The sequence below is a fragment of the Pseudomonas sp. H1_A03 genome (genome assembly GCF_054685145.1).
On record NZ_CP162829.1, the window covers coordinates 3,220,642 to 3,237,693 of the forward strand.

General features: G+C 62.0%; 15 protein-coding genes and 1 pseudogene. 9 read left to right on the top strand and 7 right to left on the bottom strand.

The features are described 5' to 3' along the window. Positions 1-43: 43 nt before the first annotated feature. From fabB to AB4O35_RS14910, 5 genes and pseudogenes are all read right to left on the bottom strand, one after another. Positions 44-1,264 carry a beta-ketoacyl-ACP synthase I gene (gene fabB, locus AB4O35_RS14890; RefSeq protein WP_012723103.1) on the bottom strand — a complete coding sequence of 407 codons (1,221 nt, stop codon included), beginning with the start codon at positions 1,262-1,264 and terminating at the stop codon, positions 44-46. A gap of 11 nt (positions 1,265-1,275) precedes the next feature. After that, positions 1,276-1,792, bottom strand: a pseudogene (gene fabA, locus AB4O35_RS14895) (3-hydroxyacyl-[acyl-carrier-protein] dehydratase FabA). A gap of 249 nt (positions 1,793-2,041) precedes the next feature. Next, positions 2,042-3,943, bottom strand: coding sequence for an ATP-binding protein (locus tag AB4O35_RS14900; protein ID WP_065872657.1), 1,902 nt, complete (start codon positions 3,941-3,943; stop codon positions 2,042-2,044). Beyond that, positions 3,940-4,869 (bottom strand): ABC transporter substrate-binding protein, encoded by a 930-nt coding sequence (locus AB4O35_RS14905; RefSeq protein ID WP_065872656.1) that lies wholly within the window; start codon positions 4,867-4,869, stop codon positions 3,940-3,942. Before AB4O35_RS14905 ends, AB4O35_RS14900 begins: the two co-directional genes overlap by 4 nt. A gap of 1 nt (position 4,870) precedes the next feature. After that, the gene (locus tag AB4O35_RS14910) at positions 4,871-6,991 is read right to left on the bottom strand and encodes a TonB-dependent receptor plug domain-containing protein (protein WP_371914455.1); all 2,121 of its coding nucleotides are present in this window, start codon (positions 6,989-6,991) and stop codon (positions 4,871-4,873) included. 194 nt (positions 6,992-7,185) lie between these two features. On the opposite strand from AB4O35_RS14910, the gene AB4O35_RS14915 reads away from it, so the two are divergent. From AB4O35_RS14915 to AB4O35_RS14955, 9 genes are all read left to right on the top strand, one after another. Continuing rightward, the gene (locus AB4O35_RS14915) at positions 7,186-8,211 is read left to right on the top strand and encodes an NAD(P)H-dependent glycerol-3-phosphate dehydrogenase (RefSeq protein WP_065872654.1); all 1,026 of its coding nucleotides are present in this window, start codon (positions 7,186-7,188) and stop codon (positions 8,209-8,211) included. Between the two features lie 10 nt (positions 8,212-8,221). After that, positions 8,222-8,569: a DUF4389 domain-containing protein gene (locus AB4O35_RS14920; RefSeq protein ID WP_065872653.1), complete on the top strand. Its 348-nt coding sequence runs from the start codon at positions 8,222-8,224 to the stop codon at positions 8,567-8,569. Further along, on the top strand, positions 8,566-9,015 hold the full coding sequence (gene sixA, locus AB4O35_RS14925; RefSeq protein WP_065872652.1) for a phosphohistidine phosphatase SixA: 450 nt from the start codon (positions 8,566-8,568) through the stop codon (positions 9,013-9,015). Before AB4O35_RS14920 ends, sixA begins: the two co-directional genes overlap by 4 nt. Positions 9,016-9,100: 85 nt before the next feature. Next, positions 9,101-10,750: an AMP-binding protein gene (locus AB4O35_RS14930; protein ID WP_065872651.1), complete on the top strand. Its 1,650-nt coding sequence runs from the start codon at positions 9,101-9,103 to the stop codon at positions 10,748-10,750. A 30-nt stretch (positions 10,751-10,780) separates the two neighbouring features. Next, positions 10,781-11,224 (top strand): hotdog fold thioesterase, encoded by a 444-nt coding sequence (locus AB4O35_RS14935; RefSeq protein ID WP_065872650.1) that lies wholly within the window; start codon positions 10,781-10,783, stop codon positions 11,222-11,224. A 97-nt stretch (positions 11,225-11,321) separates the two neighbouring features. After that, positions 11,322-12,125 (top strand): alpha/beta fold hydrolase, encoded by an 804-nt coding sequence (locus AB4O35_RS14940; RefSeq protein WP_065872649.1) that lies wholly within the window; start codon positions 11,322-11,324, stop codon positions 12,123-12,125. After that, positions 12,122-12,976, top strand: coding sequence for an alpha/beta hydrolase (locus AB4O35_RS14945; protein ID WP_065872648.1), 855 nt, complete (start codon positions 12,122-12,124; stop codon positions 12,974-12,976). Before AB4O35_RS14940 ends, AB4O35_RS14945 begins: the two co-directional genes overlap by 4 nt. Before the next feature lie 102 nt (positions 12,977-13,078). After that, a complete protein-coding gene (locus AB4O35_RS14950; protein WP_065872647.1) occupies positions 13,079-13,897 on the top strand; it encodes a DUF4892 domain-containing protein in 819 nt (272 codons plus the stop codon). Positions 13,898-13,968: 71 nt separating this feature from the next. Further along, entirely contained in the window at positions 13,969-15,030 is a 1,062-nt protein-coding gene (locus AB4O35_RS14955) for an AI-2E family transporter (protein WP_065872646.1), read from the top strand. 38 nt (positions 15,031-15,068) lie between these two features. On the opposite strand, the gene AB4O35_RS14960 is transcribed toward AB4O35_RS14955, so the two are convergent. Beyond that, positions 15,069-16,106 carry a sensor histidine kinase gene (locus AB4O35_RS14960; protein WP_065882486.1) on the bottom strand — a complete coding sequence of 346 codons (1,038 nt, stop codon included), beginning with the start codon at positions 16,104-16,106 and terminating at the stop codon, positions 15,069-15,071. Next, the gene (locus AB4O35_RS14965; protein WP_065872756.1) at positions 16,106-16,870 is read right to left on the bottom strand and encodes a response regulator; all 765 of its coding nucleotides are present in this window, start codon (positions 16,868-16,870) and stop codon (positions 16,106-16,108) included. Before AB4O35_RS14965 ends, AB4O35_RS14960 begins: the two co-directional genes overlap by 1 nt. Positions 16,871-17,052 lie beyond the last annotated feature (182 nt).

A 17,052-nucleotide genomic window follows, 5' to 3' on the forward strand; every position in this document is an offset into this window, starting at 1 on the left:
CCCCGAACCAGTCGGGGCTTTTTATTCGATCAAGCTACAGGCCTTACTTACCCTGCCAGCGTTTCAGCACCAAGGTAGCGTTAGTGCCACCAAAGCCAAAGCTGTTGCTCATCACGGTATCGATCTTGGCGTTTTCAACGGTCTTGGTCAGGATCGGCATATCAGCCACAACCGGGTCAATCTCGTCGATGTTGGCCGAGCCGGCCATGAAGTTGCCTTCCATCATCAGCAGGCAGTAGATCGCTTCGTGAACGCCAGCGGCGCCCAGGGAGTGACCGGACAGGCTCTTGGTAGAGCTGATGGCCGGGGCCTTGTCGCCGAAAACCGCACGCACGCCTTCCATTTCCTTGGCGTCGCCGACCGGAGTCGACGTGCCGTGGGTGTTCAGGTAGTCGATTGGGGTGTCAACGGTAGACATCGCCATCTGCATGCAACGGATGGCGCCTTCACCGCTTGGCGCAACCATGTCGTAGCCGTCGGACGTCGCGCCGTAGCCAACGATTTCCGCGTAGATCTTGGCACCACGGGCCAGAGCGTGTTCCAGCTCTTCGACCACTACCATGCCGCCGCCGCCGGCAATGACGAAACCGTCACGCTTGGCGTCGTAGGCGCGGGAGGCCTTTTCCGGGGTTTCGTTGTACTGGGTGGAGAGTGCGCCCATGGCGTCGAACAGGAACGATTGGCTCCAATGCTCTTCTTCACCGCCGCCGGCGAACACGATGTCCTGCTTGCCCAGCTGGATCTGCTCAACGGCAGTCCCGATGCAGTGAGCACTGGTGGCGCAGGCGGAGGAGATCGAGTAGTTCACGCCCTTGATAGCAAACGGCGTGGCCAGGCAGGCCGAAACGGTGCTGCCCATGGTCCGCGTAACACGGTACGGGCCAACGCGCTTCACGCCTTTTTCGCGCAGGATGTCCAGCGCTTCCATCTGGTTGAGGGTCGATGCGCCGCCGGAGCCGGCGATCAGGCCGGTGCGTACGTTGGATACCTGGTCTTCGCTCAGGCCGGAGTCGGCGATCGCGTCTTTCATCGCCAGGTAGGCGTAGGCGGCAGCGTGGCCGACGAAGCGATAGATCTTGCGATCGATCAGTTCTTCGAGGGGCAGGTCGATGGAGCCGGAAACCTGGCTACGCAGACCCATTTCGGCATATTCCGGGTTGAAGCGGATGCCAGGGCGACTTGCACGCAGGTTAGCGGTGACGGTCTCTTTGTCATTGCCCAGGCAAGAAACGATGCCCAGACCAGTGATAACGACGCGGCGCATGCGGATAACCCTTAAAAGTTGTCAGTGGAAGTGAATACGCCGACTCGAAGACCTTCGGCAGTATAGATCTCGCGACCGTCGACAGTCACCGAACCGTCAGCGATAGCCAGGTTCAGCTTGCCCTTGAGGACGCGCTTGATTTGAATGTTGTAGGTGACTTTCTTGGCGGTCGGCAAGACCTGGCCAAAGAATTTCACTTCGCCCGAACCCAGGGCGCGACCGCGACCCGGCAGGCCTTGCCAGCCCAGGTAGAAGCCAACCAGTTGCCACATAGCGTCAAGGCCCAGGCAGCCTGGCATCACCGGGTCACCTTCGAAATGGCAGGCGAAGAACCACAGGTCCGGGGTGATATCCAGCTCGGCGACCAATTCACCTTTGCCGTACTTGCCACCTTCTTCGCTGATATGGGTGATGCGATCCACCATCAGCATGTTCCGGGGCGGGCAGTTGCGCGTTACCTGGGCCGAACAGCTCACCGCGACTGCAGCGCAGCAGGTCTTCCCGAGTAAAGGCGTTTTGTTTGGTCATGCGAGCTCCTCAATAATCCCATGCGGCAGGGTAGGGCAAATCTTCCCGAACCGAATGAAGCGTTCATGCCTCATGTCGGCAGCCTACACATAGACTATTGCGTTGTAGTGAAAGTCACAGCGGCAAGGCACTCAATGTACACTTGTTCACTGAAATTTTAAACCGGGCCTGTTTATGGGTCCGTTCGGGTGCCTAAGACTGCCGCACTTTCGCCTTTCACGCCAGTCGCAGTTGGCTGATGGCGCGGCGCTATTGCACCCAACGTTGCAGGATTTGCTGCAAATCCGTGCGTTTGAACGGCTTGGCCAGGTAATCGTTCATTCCGGCTGCAAGACAGGCTTCACGGTCACCCTGCAAGGCGTTGGCAGTCAGGGCGATGATCGGCAGGTCAGCGCACCCCGGCAATTGGCGAATCTGTCGGGTGGCTTCGTAGCCATCGATCAGCGGCAGTCGGCAATCCATCAGGATCGCCGTGAAAATCAGGCTTTCGGCGCTACGGATCGCCTCGGCGCCGTCGGTGGCAATGCTCACTGCGAAGCCCAGGCTGCGCAGCATGGCTTCGACCACGGTGCGGTTGACTGGGTTGTCTTCCACCAGCAGCACATGGCGGCCATCGCCGGCGCTGCCTTTGCCGTCGGCGTCGGTAGCGATGGCCGGCAAGCTCTGCTGATCAATGGCCAGGGGAATTTCCAGGGTGAACACCGAGCCACGGCCTTCTTCGCTCTGTGCGCGTAGGGTGCCGCCCATGCGTTCAGCCAGGGTACGGGCGATGGGCAGTCCCAGGCCGGTGCCGCCGTAACGTCTTGAAATGGAACTGTCGGCTTGCTGGAATGCATCGAACATCAATTCCAGGCGCTCGGTGGAAATCCCGATGCCACTGTCACGCACGGTACAGGTGAACCACACCAGTTCATGGTCGAGGGCCTGCCACTGGGGTTCAACGCTGACCGCGCCGTGCTCGGTGAACTTCAGTGCGTTGCCGATCAGGTTCACCAGAATTTGGCGGATCCGCGTCGGGTCGCCCTGCACCCGCAAGGCGTCCATCCCTTGCGGGATCGACAGCTGCAGCGCCAACCCACGCTGCTGCGCGCTGTGCTGGAAGGCCTGGGCGCAGCTGTTGATCAGCTCCGCGAGGTTGAACGGAATGTGCTCCAACTCCAGCGCGGCGCGTTCGATCCGCGAGAAGTCGAGGATGTCATTGATGACCTTGAGCAAATGCTCGGTGGACTCGGAAGCCAGCGCCGCGTACTCGGTCTGCTCCTCGGTCATCTCGGTGGTTTCCAGTAACTGCAACATGCCCAGCACACCGTTCATGGGCGTGCGCAGCTCATGACTCATCATCGCCAGGAAATCCGACTTGGCATTGTTGGCGCGCTCGGCTTCTTCGCGGGTCTGGATCAACTGGGCCATGGCCTGCTGTTGTTCGCGACTGGCCTGGTTGAGCCCTTCGGCGAGGTTATTGATATGCCGCGACAGGTCGCCGAGCTCTGAGTCATCCACGATCGGCAGCGGCGTCTTGTAGTCACCTTGCTGGATGGCCTTCACCGCATTGCCCATGGCGCTGATTGGCTGTGACAGGCTGGCGGCCAGGCGCCGTGCGAGCAGGAAGGTGAACAACAGGGCGAACAGCGCCAGGATGCCGGCCTTGAACAGGATCTCCTGCTGGCGCTGACTGAACGCGTCGTTGGACATGCCGACGATCACCCGGCCCAGGTAGTCCGCACGCGGTGCCTTGGGTTCGTTGAGGTTGTCCTGGAAAAAGTCATTGCCCAACTGGATGTGTTGCAGGCGAATCGGCGCCTGGAACACTTTTACCGACAGCGAACGGTCGTGTTTCTCTGAAGGTTGCTCGACGTACACCAGAATGTTCTCGCTGCTGTCCTGGATCTCCAGGAAGCGCACATGGGGCGTGGCCAGCGTGGCGCGCAACAGGCTATCAAGCACATCATTGTTGCCGGAAATCACCCCGTATTCGGTGGCGGGCGCCAGTTGGTTAGCGATCAATTGGCCGGTGTGGTCCAGTTCCTGGCGCAGGTCCTGGATACGCACGAAGGTAAAGAAGCTGATCAACAGCAACGTCAGCAACAGTGCCGGGCCCAGGGTGATGAGCTGGGTACGGGTGTTGATATCCCAACGGCGACGCAAGGTCATGGGCGTTTTTCTCCTTCGGCCAATCGCGTGGCAACGCTGGCTTCGTCCACCTGTTCGATCCCCAGTGAGCGCGCGACTTGCGGGTTGCCCACGACTTTGAAGTGTTCCGGATACAGCGAACTCGGCCAATTGGCTGGCGGATGGTCGAGCAGGCGGTCGAGCACGCGCAGCCAGTCGTCCTGGTCGCTGTAGGTGCTGGCCAGGCTGCCGGCCCGCACAAAGCCCGCATTCGGGCCCACCAACGGCAGTTGCTGGGCATAGCTGCTCAGCAACAGGTTCTTCGCGGTTTTCGGGTTGTACAGCTGCGGGTCGTCGAGGCCAAGCAACACGTCACTGTTTCTGAACAGGGTTTGCAACGGTCGACTGTCATTAATGTTGTCCCAGAGCTGCGGCACGATTTCCAGGCCCAGGGGCGTGGCGTGCTGGCGCAGTTCGGGCAGGAGAAATTCACTTTCGGCGCCATAGAGCACGCCGATGCGCCGTGCTTGGGGAAGGATGCCGGTGATCAGGCGCAATTGGCGCTCCAGCGGCGGGTCGCTCCACAACAGGCTGATGCGTGGGTGCTGCGTTGTGCCCAGGCGCTGGTGGGCCTGCAGCCGACTGATGCGCAGCACCAGCGTCGGCGGGCCCTGGGTGTCTTGCAGGCGCCAGTCGAGGCCGGGCAGGTCGAGCAGGATCAGGCGTGTGTTGGCCGGCAGGTGGCTGGGAGCCGGTAGATCCTTGAGGGCGGTGAAAGTGACTTGGTCTTCGGGGCGTTGTTGGGCCAGCGCCTGGGCAAAGGCCTGCACGCCCGCGCCGTCTTCGGCGGCGGTCAGCAGGATCTCGGCGCTCCAGGCAGGAGCGGCAAACAGCAGGCAACCGAGCAGCGCAGCGCGTCGCCAGAGCGTATTGATAAAAGAACGGGTCATCCGTGACGAGTCGCCCATCTCAGAACTCTAACTCCGCGCTGAAGTAGAGCACGTGGCGACTGTCGTAATTGTTGTCGGCCCAGGTGGTGGGCTGGTTATCGAGGCGTTGTTGCAACATGCCGGCCAGCTCCACGTTGGCTTTGCCCAGGGCAATGCGCTTGGCCACCCGCAGGTCGGCCCGTTCGAAGCGGTAGCCGTTGAGTGCGTCGTCGCCATAGTAGAACAGCGCGCTCGACCAGCCGCGACCCCATTCACGCAACCAGCCGGCGGATCCACTGTTACGCGCGGTTTGTGCTTTATCACGCGGGTTACTGCTGGTGGCATCGACGTAAGCATAGGTCAGCCGCAGGCGGTCGGCGTTGCTCACGCGCCAGTCGAACTGGGATTCAGCGCCGGTAAACCGTGAGCTGTTGGCGTTGCTGGCAATGTATTGGTTATTGCGCAGCGGCGAGCTGATCATGTTGGTGATCTCGTCGTAGAACAGTTTCACGTCCATGTTCAGCCCGATGTCGGCAAAAAAGCCGTTGTACCCTAGTTCCCTCGATTTCATCATCTCTTTATCGAGGTTGCCCGGGCCCCGGGTCTTTACGAAGTATTGCCCGGTGGTCTGCCCATAGGCCGGGGAGCCGAGGTTGGTGACGCGATAGCTCCAGTTGACATTGTTCTCGAACATGTCCGGCGAGCGGATCGCTTCGGAATACACCGCGCGCAGACCGTGGCGCGGGTTGATCAGGTAGTTGACGGCCACCCGTGGCGTCAGCGAGTTGCCGCTCAGGTGCGTGTCTTCGTACATCGCGCCGCCTTGCAGCAGCCAATGCTCGCTGGCGCGCCATTCCAACTGGCCGAACAGACGCCAGGTGGTGTCGTCCAGGGTGCCGTTGAAATAGGTGTCCGAGTCGGCGCGGTCGTAGCGGTAGTTCATGCCGCTGACCAGGCGCAGGCTGTCGGACAGGCTGAGGGTGTCCTGAATCTCCAGGTCGTAGCGGCTTTCGCGGGTGCTTTGGTCGATGTCACCGCACACGCTCTGGTTGGCGCCGTTACGCCATTGGTCCAGCACCTGGTCGGCCAGGGCTTGCTCGGCGGGGCTGCCCGGTGGCGCACTGCCTTGGCTGTAAGTGTCCATGTGCCGGGCCAGCTGTTCGGCATAATTGGGGTTCAGCTGCCATAACTGGGTCAGCTCCGGGCTGAACGAGACCTTGGCATCACAGGCTTTCCAGATTTGCCGGCGATCCCACTGTTGGGCCGAGCCCTGGATATACAGGCTGTGGTCAGGATTGAAATCAAAATTCCAACGCAGGGAACCCGCGTAGTCCTTGGCTGTGACGTCAGAATTGTTACCGCCTTCGGTAATCCCGGCAAACACTGGAGTGTAGGTATAAGGTCGTTGGTTGGTGCCTTCCTTTGCATCCAACTGCACGTCGATGCTCTGTTGGGTGTTCAGCGTCTGGCTGATTGCCAGGCTGAAGCGGTTGAGGCGGCGGCCGTCACGGCGGTCGGCACCGGCAGCGTCGCTGTCGAAGCCGTCGTCCTGCTGCCCGGAGAGGGACAGGCGCAAGTCGCCGGTTTCCCAGCCTGCGCCCTGGCTGGCATAGAAGTCGTTGATGCCACGTGCGCCACGCACCACCTTGACCCGCGAGCCATGACTGTTGGCCGGCGAGCGCGTGAGGATGTTGACCACCGCCATCAAGGCATTGGCGCCGTAGCTGACGGTGTTGGGGCCACGGAACACTTCGATGCGCTCTATATCTTCCATGGCGACCGGAATGTCGCTCCAATCCACGGTGGCCAAGCCCGCGCGATACACCGAGCGGCCGTCTATCAGCACCTGCATGCGCCGCGCATCGCTGGCACTGGTGCCATGGTAGTTCACCGCCGCCTGGTTGCCGGTGGTGTAGCCGACCATCATCCCTGGTACCAGCCGCAGCAGTTCACTGATATCCCGCGCGCCACTGGCCTTGATCAGCTCGCTGTCGATCACGGTCATGCTGCCAGGCACGGCGGCGGCCGATTGCTTGAGACGCGTGGCGGTCAGCACTTGGGGCAGGGGCTGGCTGTCGAGGAACAGGTCATCGGCCATGACCGGCGCGCTGCACAGCAGCATCAGCCACAGAGGTAGACGAGGAGGAGGGCCCAAATACACGGCACGGCCTTGATAATTGCGGATAGCCGCCCATGTTAACTGAGGTGGGGCCTTTTGCCAGTCGTCGGACTTGTAATTACTTCATGCAAACCTGCCATTTTCCGACAAACGCACGAATTGATACGGGGGCTGGCCGCAAGCGGGTCGGCCCGTATAATGCGCCATCGCCACTGGTATGGATTAACGGATTGCATATGACTGAACAGCGCCCTATCGCGGTCCTGGGAGGCGGAAGTTTTGGTACCGCCGTGGCAAATTTGCTGGCCGAAAACGGTCACGCTGTGCGCCAGTGGATGCGCGATCCCGAACAGGCCGAGGCCATTCGGGTTAACCGGGAAAATCCGCGTTACCTCAAAGGCATCAAGATTCATCCGGCGGTCGAGCCTGTCACCGACCTGCTGGAAACCCTCACAGCCTGCGACCTGTGCTTTGTCGCGTTGCCGTCCAGCGCACTGCGTTCGGTGTTGGCGCCCCACGCCGAACGCCTAGCGGGCAAGCTGCTGGTCAGCCTGACTAAAGGCATCGAGGCGCAGACCTTCAAGCTGATGAGCGAAATCCTTGAAGAAATCGCTCCTCAGGCGCGCATTGGCGTGCTGTCCGGGCCGAATCTGGCGCGGGAAGTGGCCGAGCACGCGCTGACCGCCACCGTGGTCGCCAGTGAAGACGAAGCACTCTGCGAGCGCGTCCAGGCCGTGCTGCATGGCCGGACCTTCCGCGTCTATGCCAGCAACGACCGCTTTGGCGTCGAACTGGGCGGTGCGCTGAAAAACGTCTATGCGATCATCGCCGGCATGGCCGTGGCGCTGGGCATGGGCGAAAACACCAAGAGCATGCTGATCACCCGCGCCTTGGCCGAGATGACCCGTTTTGCCGTGAACCAGGGCGCCAACCCGATGACCTTCCTGGGGCTGGCGGGTGTGGGCGACTTGATCGTCACCTGCTCCTCGCCGAAAAGCCGCAACTACCAGGTGGGTTTCGCCCTCGGCCAGGGCTTGAGCCTGGAAGACGCGGTCACGCGCCTGGGTGAAGTGGCCGAAGGCGTCAACACCCTCAAGGTGCTCAAGGCCAAGGCCCAGGAGGCCGGCGTGTATATGCCGCTGGTCGCCGGGCTGCACGCGATCCTGTTTGAAGGGCGCACCTTGGACCAGGTCATCGAGCTGCTGATGCGCGCCGAACCGAAAACCGATGTCGACTTTATTTCCACCAGTGGTTTCAACTGAGGAACGCGTCATGAACGATCCAAAAGCAGCGCCCACGTACGAATCCATTGGCCTGCGCATCCTGTGGATGCTGGTGTTTGCCCTGGTGTGGCAAGTGGCGCAGTTCCTGCTCGGCGCGCTGGTGGTGGTGCAGTTGATCTACCGCTTGATCTATGGCGCACCGAACCTGGGCCTGATGAACTTCGGCGACAGCCTCAGCCAGTTCCTGGCGCAGATCGGCCGTTTCGGCAGCTTCCACTCCGAACAGAAACCATGGCCGTTCGCCGACTGGCCGACCCCGCGCGCACCCGAGGGCGAAGCCGCCCACAGCGTGCCGCCAGCGCCGCACCCGGTGCGTGATGAGGAGCCAAAGCTGTGAAGTTGTGGATTTTGCGTCACGGCGAAGCAGAAGCCCATGCCCCCTCCGACGCCCAGCGCAACCTCACCGAACACGGGCGCGCTGAAGTGTTGCGCAGTGCCGCGCACCTGATCGGCCAACCCCTCAGTGCCATCATCGCCAGCCCTTATGTGCGGGCACAGCAGACCGCGCACCTGGTGCGTGAGGCCTTGGGGTTCGAGCCGGATATTCGCACGGTGCCGTGGCTCACGCCGGAGGGCAATCCTGGGCAGGTGCTGGAAAAGCTCGACACCGATGACAACGTGCTGCTGGTCAGCCACCAGCCGTTGGTGGGCAGCCTGATCAGCTTTCTGCAGCATGGTCACCCGCGTCAGCCGCAGCCGATGCACACCGCCAGCCTGGCGGAACTGGAGGGGGATTTCCCGCTGGCGGGGTTGATGAGCCTGGTAGGCGTGAAACACCCGTAGGCGATATCGCTGCTTTGTGTGTGCTATATATTCAACCAAGCAAGTGCTTGGTTGGCTATCGTCGGACCACAAAGGAGCGCGTCCCATGCCCGTCGCTTTTCGTTTGCCGTTGCAGGTCTTCTTTGAACGTGAAGCGCGCCACCCGCGCCAGACCTTTCTGGTCCAGCCCATTGGCGGCAGCGAGGTGCAAAGCCTCACGTGGGGCGATGTCGGCCACCAGGCCCGTTGCGCCGCGCACTGGCTGCGTGCTCGCGAGTTGCCCCAGGGCTCGCACATTGCCCTGATCTCGAAAAACTGCGCGCACTGGATCATTGCCGACTTGGCGATCTGGATGGCCGGGCACGTCTCTGTGCCGCTGTACCCCAACCTCACCGCCGACTCCGTTGCCCATGTGCTCGGCCATTCCGAGGCGGCACTGGTGTTTATCGGCAAGCTCGACGATTGGCCCGCCATGGCGCCCGGTGTGCCGGCGGGTGTGCCGACCATCAGCCTGCCACTGTGCCCGTCGGGCGCGTTCGATTTCAGTTGGGACGACCTGCAAGTGTGCCCGCCGATTCACGATGCCCCCCAGCCTGCCGCTCCGGACCTGGCCACCATCATCTATACCTCCGGCACCACCGGCCTCCCCAAAGGCGTGATGCACAGCTTTGGCGCCTTGGGGTTTGCCGCCACCCGCGGCACCGAGTTATTTGGGCTGGGGGAGAGCGACCGGCTGTTGTCCTACCTGCCGTTGTGCCATGTGGCGGAGCGGATGTTTGTGGAGATGGCGTCGATTTACACCGGGCAAACGGTGTATTTCGCAGAAAGCCTGGATACTTTTCTAACCGATCTGCGTAGGGCACGTCCGACCGCACTGTTTGGCGTGCCGCGGATCTGGACCAAATTTCAGATGGGCGTCTACGCCAAGATCCCGCAAAAGCGCCTCGACACCTTGCTGCGCCTGCCCTTTATCGGCAAACGCGTAGGTCACAAGGTACTTGCCGGCCTGGGCCTGGACGCGTTGCGCATCGCACTGTCCGGCGCGGCGCCCGTGCCTGAGGCGCTGCTGCGCTGGTACCAACGCCTGGGCCTGGATGTGCTCGAGGTGTATGGCATGACCGAGAGCTGCGGCTACTCCCATGTGTGCCGTCCCGGCCAACAGATCCTCGGCTGGATCGGCCTGCCGTGCCCCGGTGTTGAAGTGCGCATCGACCCCTCGGGCGAAGTGCAGGTGCGCAGCGGTGCGACCATGCTCGGCTACTACAAAGACCCGCAGAAAACCGCCGAGACGATTACCGCCGATGGTTTCCTGCGCACCGGTGACAAGGGCGAACAGGATGCCGATGGCCGCCTGCGCCTGACCGGGCGGCTCAAAGAAATCTTCAAGACCAGCAAAGGCAAATACGTAGCGCCAGCGCCGATTGAAAACCGCTTGGCTGAACATGCGCGTATTGAGCAGGTGTGCGTAGTGGGGGATGGGCTGCCCGCGCCGATAGGGTTGTGCGTGTTATCGGCGGTGAGCGAGGACCCGAACGCACTGCGCAGCAGCCTTGAGCGCTGGCTGGCACAGGTCAACCAGGCGCTGGATAAGCATGAACGCTTGCGCCAACTGGTGGTGGTGAAAGACAACTGGGCGGTGGAGAACGGCTTCCTGACCCCGACCTTGAAGATCAAGCGCAACGTGATCGAATCGACTTACGGTGCGCAATTCCACGCATGGAGCGAGCGTTCCGAATCCGTTCTATGGCAGGATTAGGATCATCATAAAACCAATAAGGACAATGGCATGAGCCTCTGGCGTACCCAACCGAATATCGACCAACTCAATGCGGCCCAGAAAAACACCATCGGTGAACTGTTGGATATCCGCTTTGAAAGTTTCGACGACGACTCCCTGACCGCCAGCATGGTGGTCGATCATCGCACCCACCAGCCTTACGGCCTGCTGCACGGCGGCGCTTCGGTGGTGTTGGCCGAGAGCGTCGGCTCCATGGCGGCGTACCTGTGCATCGACGCCAGCAAGTTCTATTGCGTCGGGCTGGAGGTCAACGCCAACCACCTGCGCGGTGTGCGCAGCGGACGCGTGACGGCGGTGGCCAAGGCGATCCACATTGGGCGCACTACCCAGGTCTGGGACATCCGCTTGACCAGCGACGATGGCAAAACCAGCTGCGTGTCGCGCCTGACCATGGCCGTTGTACCCCTGGGCGAGAACCCACCGGCGCGATAGGCGTGGCGTGAGTGTCATCATTCCTGGCAGTTACAGTCATTGCTGTGCCGGCCAGGCATGGTGACAATCAATCTCTGTTTTTGTAGATGGATCCGGTATGTCGCAGCATGTGTTTTTTGCCCACGCCAATGGCTTCCCTTCGGCCACCTACGGCAAGTTGTTTGCCGCGCTGGGCCCGGAATACGCAGTAGCTCACGTGCCGCAGCACGGCCACGACCCCAGGTTTCCGGTGGACGATAACTGGCAGAACCTGGTGGACGAGTTGATCCACCACCTGGAGCAGCAACCCGAACCGGTGTGGGGCGTGGGCCATTCCCTCGGCGGCGTGTTGCACCTGCACGCGGCCATGCGGTGCCCGCAGTTGTATCGCGGAGTGGTGATGCTCGATTCTCCGGTGCTGACCCGTGCCGACCGCTGGGTCATTCGCGCGGCCAAGCGCTTGGGTTTCATCGACCGCCTGACCCCGGCTGGGCGCACCCTGGGCCGTCGCGAGGAATTTACCGATCTGGAGGCTGCGCGCAGTTACTTCGCCGGCAAGACGTTGTTCCGTGGCTTTGACCCGGAATGCTTCGACGCTTACCTGCAACATGGCTTGTATCAGGTGGGTGATCGCCTGCGCCTGCGCTTCGACCCGGCCACCGAAATCAGTATCTACCGTGGCGTGCCGCATACCAGTCCGGGCCAGGTGCGCCAATTGAAGGTGCCACTGGCAGTGGTGCGCGGCCGACAGAGCCGCGTGGTGATGCGTCACCACGCCAGCGGCGTCGGGCGCCTGCCCATGGGCGAAATGCTCACCATGCCCGGCGGCCATATGTTCCCCCTTGAGCGCCCCCAAGACACCGCGACCTTGATCAAGAACCTGTTCTCCCGCTGGGACGCGCGCGAGCGTAGTTGCGCATGAGCACACCCGTCGAAGAAGTCCGCCTGAGCCTGCCGCATATCGAACTGGCGGCCCACCTGTTCGGTCCCGAGGACGGTGTGCCGGTGATCGCGCTGCATGGCTGGCTGGACAACGCCAACAGCTTTGCGCGACTGGCCCCGAAACTTCAGGGTTTGCGCATCGTTGCACTGGATATGGCCGGGCACGGGCATTCTGCGCATCGTCCTACAGGTGCCGGTTATGCCTTGTGGGATTACGTCTATGACGTGCTGCAAGTCGCCGAGCAACTGGGCTGGAAACGTTTTGCATTACTTGGTCACTCCCTCGGTGCCATCGTTTCCCTGGTGCTCGCCGGCGCCTTGCCTGAGCGCGTGACGCACTTGGGGTTGATCGACGGCGTGATCCCGCCGACCGCCAGCGGTGCCAACGCTGCCGAGCGGCTGGGCATGGCGTTGCAAGCGCAATTGAACCTGCAGGACAAGCGCAAGCCGGTCTATAACACCCTGGATCGTGCCGTCGAAGCGCGTATGAAAGGCGTGGTCGCGGTCAGTCGCGAAGCCGCAGAACTGCTGGCCCAGCGCGGTTTGATGCCGGTGCCGGGTGGTTACACCTGGCGTACCGATAGCCGCCTGACCCTGGCTTCGCCGATGCGCCTGACCGACGAACAAGCCATGGCCTTCGTGCGGCGCGTAAGTTGCCCTACGCAGTTGGTGGTCGCTGCCGACGGCATGCTGGCGAAACATCCCGAATTGCTTTCTCAGCTACCCTTTACCGTGACCACCCTGCCCGGTGGCCATCATTTGCACCTGAATGATGAGTCTGGGGCGCTCCTTGTTGCAGACTGTTTCAATCGGTTCTTCCGCGCGCCTTGACTTGGAGCGGTCAACTGCCGAGGCTGGGCGGATTGAAAGGGAGTCAACCATGAACAACTTCAACATCGCTATGACCAACGATGGCCAGGGCTCGTTGATCTTATGAGCGTGCGTAACGGATGTATCCGTGTCCTGGGCTTAAGCCTGCTTAGCCCATTGGTATTCGCCGCCGACCTACCGGGTAGCCAGGACCTGCCCGCCGTAGCCCGCCAGGTCGACGCGCAAATCGTCGATTACCGGCCCGCCGAAGAAAAAGAACGCATCTACCCCATGGGCGCGATCCGCAAGATCAGCGGCCAGCTGCGCTATGAAGGCCAGGCCATCGCGCGCGGCCAAGCCACCGCCATCACCTATGAGTTGCCCGCCGAACACAGCGCCAGCGCCGCGTTTACCGCGACGCGTGAAGCGTTGCAGGAAAAGGGCGCGCAGTTGTTGTTCTGGTGCAAGGCCCGCGATTGTGGTGAAAGCAGCCTGTGGGCCAATGAGATTTTCGGCAACGCCAAGCTGGTCGGCGCCGACAGCCAGCAGGAATACCTGTTGCTGCGCCTGGCCGAGCCACAGGCCAACTCCCTGGTGGCGCTCTATGGCATCACCCGGGGCAATCGCCGCGCCTATCTGCATGTGGAGCAATTGGACGCCAGCGCGCCATTGGGCGATCTGTTGCCTACCTCGGCGACCCTGTTGCGCGAGCTGAAAAGCACCGGTGAGCTGGGCTTCCCCGCGCTCGCCGGCGCACCCGACGCCACCTGGCTGACCTTGATTTCCCGTGGGTTGAACCTCGACACCACGTTGCGCGTCAGTTTGACCGGGCCGAGCGCCGAAGCCTGGCGCCAGGGCCTGATCGACAACGGCGTGCGCGCTGCGCGCCTGGAAAGCGGCACGGGTGACGCCAAAGGCCTGCATGTGCATCTGATACGCTAGGCTTGACCAGGCGAACGGACCCGCGCCGTTCGCCTAAGCTGTCTTCCTAAGTCTTCTTCTAGAGATACCCCATGCTCAATAACGATCGCCTGCTGGTGCAAATCCTGCTGCTGGTGCTGTTTGGTGCCAGTCTATGGGTGATGGCACCGTTCTGGTCGGCGCTGTTCTGGGGCGCAGTGCTGGCGTTTGCCAGTTGGCCACTGATGGTCCTGCTCACGCGTTGGCTCGGCGGCCGGGAGTCTCTGGCGGCCGCCATCCTGACGCTGGGCTGGATGTTGCTGGTGGCAGTGCCGCTGGTGTGGCTGGGCTTCAACCTCGCGGACCATGTGCGCGACGCGGTGGCGTTGATCAAGGATATCCAGGTCGACGGCTTGCCGGCGGCGCCTACCTGGCTCGGTTCGATTCCCTTTGTCGGCGAGCGGCTGGTGGCAACCTGGGACAGCATCGACCAACAAGGCGCGGCCTTGATGGTCAGCATCAAGCCGTACCTGGGGCAGGTTGGCAATTGGTTGCTGGCGCGCAGTGCGCAGATTGGCGGCGGCATTCTTGAACTGACGTTGAGCCTGGTGTTCGTGTTCTTTTTCTATCGAGACGGGCCGCGCCTGGCGATGTTTGTCCATCGTTTATTGGAACGCTTGATCGGCGAACGCGCCGGCTACTACATCGAACTGGTGGCTGGCACCGTACAACGGGTAGTCAACGGCGTGATCGGCACCGCCGCCGCCCAGGCGGTGCTGGCACTGATCGGCTTCCTGATCGCCGGCGTACCGGGCGCGCTGGTGCTGGGCGTCGTCACCTTCCTGCTCAGCCTGATCCCCATGGGCCCGCCGCTGGTGTGGATCCCTGCCACGGCCTGGCTGGCCTGGAAAGGTGATTACACCTACGCGGTGTTCCTCGGTGTATGGGGCACGTTCATCATCAGCGGCGTGGACAACGTGCTCAAGCCCTACCTCATCAGTCGGGGCGGCAATCTGCCGCTGGTCATTGTGTTGCTCGGCGTGTTCGGTGGTTTGATTGCCTTTGGTTTTATCGGCCTGTTTATCGGCCCGACCTTGCTGGCGGTGGCCTACAGCCTGTTGACGGATTGGAGTGCGACCCAGGCTCAGGGGCGTCGGGAAGATAAGCCGCTGTAACGGTTGTATGAGGGCTAATGTGGGAGCGGTGCTGGGCCTCAGGCCCTGGGCAACCACATCACGGCCGTCAGTCCACCACCAGGGGTTTCCTCCAGGTTCAGGCGACCGCCGAGGCGTTCCGCCGCTTCCTTGGAAATCGTCATGCCCAGGCCGACGCCGCCGGAGTTGCGGTTGCGTGAGCCTTCCAGCCGGTAGAACGGCTCGAACACCGCTTCACGCTTGTCGGCGGCGATGCCCGGGCCATGATCGATGACGCGGATGACCAGTGCCTCGTGACTGTCCGTCAGCTCGATGCGTGCCGAGCCGGCATAACGCAAGGCGTTGTCGATCAGGTTGTTCAGGCATGAACGCAAGGCCATCGGCTGCACTTGCAACGGCGCGCAGGTGCCGGCGAATTGCACATCCGAACCCTGGTCCTGGGCGTTTTCGCTCATCGACTCCACCAGCGCTTGCACGTCCAGCCAATGCCGGGTTTCGCTGGTGCGTTGTTCGTGCAGGTAGCTCAGGGTGGCGTCGAGCATGCCGATCATGTCGTCCAGGTCCTGGCGCATCTGGCCCTGCAGCCGCGTATCTTCGATCTGTTCCAGGCGCAGCTTGAGGCGTGACAGCGGGGTACGCAGGTCATGGGAGACCGCACCGAGCATGCGCGCGCGTTGGCTGACCTGTTCGCGGATGCGTTTTTGCATCAGGTTGAAGGTCGATGCCGCCTGCCGCGCTTCCAGCGGCCCGGACTCTTCCAACGGCGGGCTGTCGAGGTCCAGGCTTAAACGCTCGGCCGCCTCGCTGAGGCGTTGAATCGGTCTGCTCAACAGCTTGGCCCCGTACCAGGCGGCGATAATCAGTGAGACAAATTGAAACGTCAGGGGCACCACCGGGCCGCCAAACCAGGGGCGGTGGCGCTCTTTGCCCTCCGGTACCATTGTTCCGTCCGGTTGCTCGATAAACCGCTCAGGCGGTGGCGGCGGCGGTTGGCCGTAATGGTGGAACCAGAAGAACGCCAGCGCGTGGGCCAGCACAATCGCTACCAGCAACACGCCAAACAGCCGACCAAACAGCGTATTGAAGGGGGCACGCATCAGCCAATATCCCGCGCGTCGAACAGGTAGCCTTCGCCACGCACGGTCTTGATCAACTGCGGTGCCTTGGGATCATCCCCGAGTTTCTGCCGCAGTCGCGACACCAGCAAGTCGATGCTGCGATCAAAGGCTTCAATTGAGCGGCCACGGGCTGCATCCAACAACTGCTCGCGGCTCAGCACGCGGCGCGGGCGTTCGATAAACACCCACAGCAAGCGGAATTCCGCGTTGGACAGCGGCACCACCAAACCATCGTCGGCCACCAGCTGGCGCAGCACACTGTTCAGGCGCCAGTTGTCGAAGCGGATATTCGCGCGCTGTTCAGTACGGTCATCACGCACGCGGCGCAGGATGGTCTGGATGCGCGCCACCAGTTCGCGCGGCTCGAACGGCTTGGACATGTAGTCATCGGCGCCCAGTTCCAGGCCGATAATGCGGTCGGTGGGTTCGCAGCGGGCGGTGAGCATCAGGATCGGGATGTCCGATTCCGCGCGCAGCCAGCGGCACAGCGAAAGGCCGTCCTCGCCTGGCAGCATCAGGTCGAGCACCACCACGTCAAAGGTTTCGGCTTGCATGGCTTGGCGCATCGTGGTGCCGTCGGTGACGCCGGTGGCGAGAATGCCGAAGCGGGCCAGGTAGTCGATCAGCAGTTCGCGAATCGGCACATCGTCGTCAACGATCAGCGCACGGGTGTTCCAGCGCTTGTCATCGGCGATCACCGCGGCTTTTTGCTCGTCGTTCATAAAGACGGAAGGGGTATGCATAATGCGATCATCTGCCTGGTCGTTGCGGTCAGCATAGGCGCCCAGCCCCATGGCTGGAAGTGCTGGTCGGTGGGTCGTGCAGGCGAGGCTAGCCGTAGGGCGTGTTGTGGGCATGTCGTGAATGTATCAGCTTTGAAATAATCTCCAGAAATGCCCGCCTGACGGCGCTTGGTCAGTATTTA

Coding starts and splice junctions, on each gene's coding strand:
- AB4O35_RS14955 (WP_065872646.1), top strand. CDS start 13,969: ATGCTCAATAACGATCGCCTGCTGGTGCAAATCCTGCTGCTGGTGCTG.
- AB4O35_RS14930 (WP_065872651.1), top strand. CDS start 9,101: ATGCCCGTCGCTTTTCGTTTGCCGTTGCAGGTCTTCTTTGAACGTGAA.
- AB4O35_RS14950 (WP_065872647.1), top strand. CDS start 13,079: ATGAGCGTGCGTAACGGATGTATCCGTGTCCTGGGCTTAAGCCTGCTT.
- AB4O35_RS14905 (WP_065872656.1), bottom strand. CDS start 4,869: ATGGGCGACTCGTCACGGATGACCCGTTCTTTTATCAATACGCTCTGG.
- AB4O35_RS14935 (WP_065872650.1), top strand. CDS start 10,781: ATGAGCCTCTGGCGTACCCAACCGAATATCGACCAACTCAATGCGGCC.
- AB4O35_RS14945 (WP_065872648.1), top strand. CDS start 12,122: ATGAGCACACCCGTCGAAGAAGTCCGCCTGAGCCTGCCGCATATCGAA.
- AB4O35_RS14915 (WP_065872654.1), top strand. CDS start 7,186: ATGACTGAACAGCGCCCTATCGCGGTCCTGGGAGGCGGAAGTTTTGGT.
- AB4O35_RS14900 (WP_065872657.1), bottom strand. CDS start 3,943: ATGACCTTGCGTCGCCGTTGGGATATCAACACCCGTACCCAGCTCATC.
- fabB (WP_012723103.1), bottom strand. CDS start 1,264: ATGCGCCGCGTCGTTATCACTGGTCTGGGCATCGTTTCTTGCCTGGGC.
- AB4O35_RS14920 (WP_065872653.1), top strand. CDS start 8,222: ATGAACGATCCAAAAGCAGCGCCCACGTACGAATCCATTGGCCTGCGC.
- AB4O35_RS14960 (WP_065882486.1), bottom strand. CDS start 16,106: ATGCGTGCCCCCTTCAATACGCTGTTTGGTCGGCTGTTTGGCGTGTTG.
- AB4O35_RS14965 (WP_065872756.1), bottom strand. CDS start 16,870: ATGCATACCCCTTCCGTCTTTATGAACGACGAGCAAAAAGCCGCGGTG.
- AB4O35_RS14940 (WP_065872649.1), top strand. CDS start 11,322: ATGTCGCAGCATGTGTTTTTTGCCCACGCCAATGGCTTCCCTTCGGCC.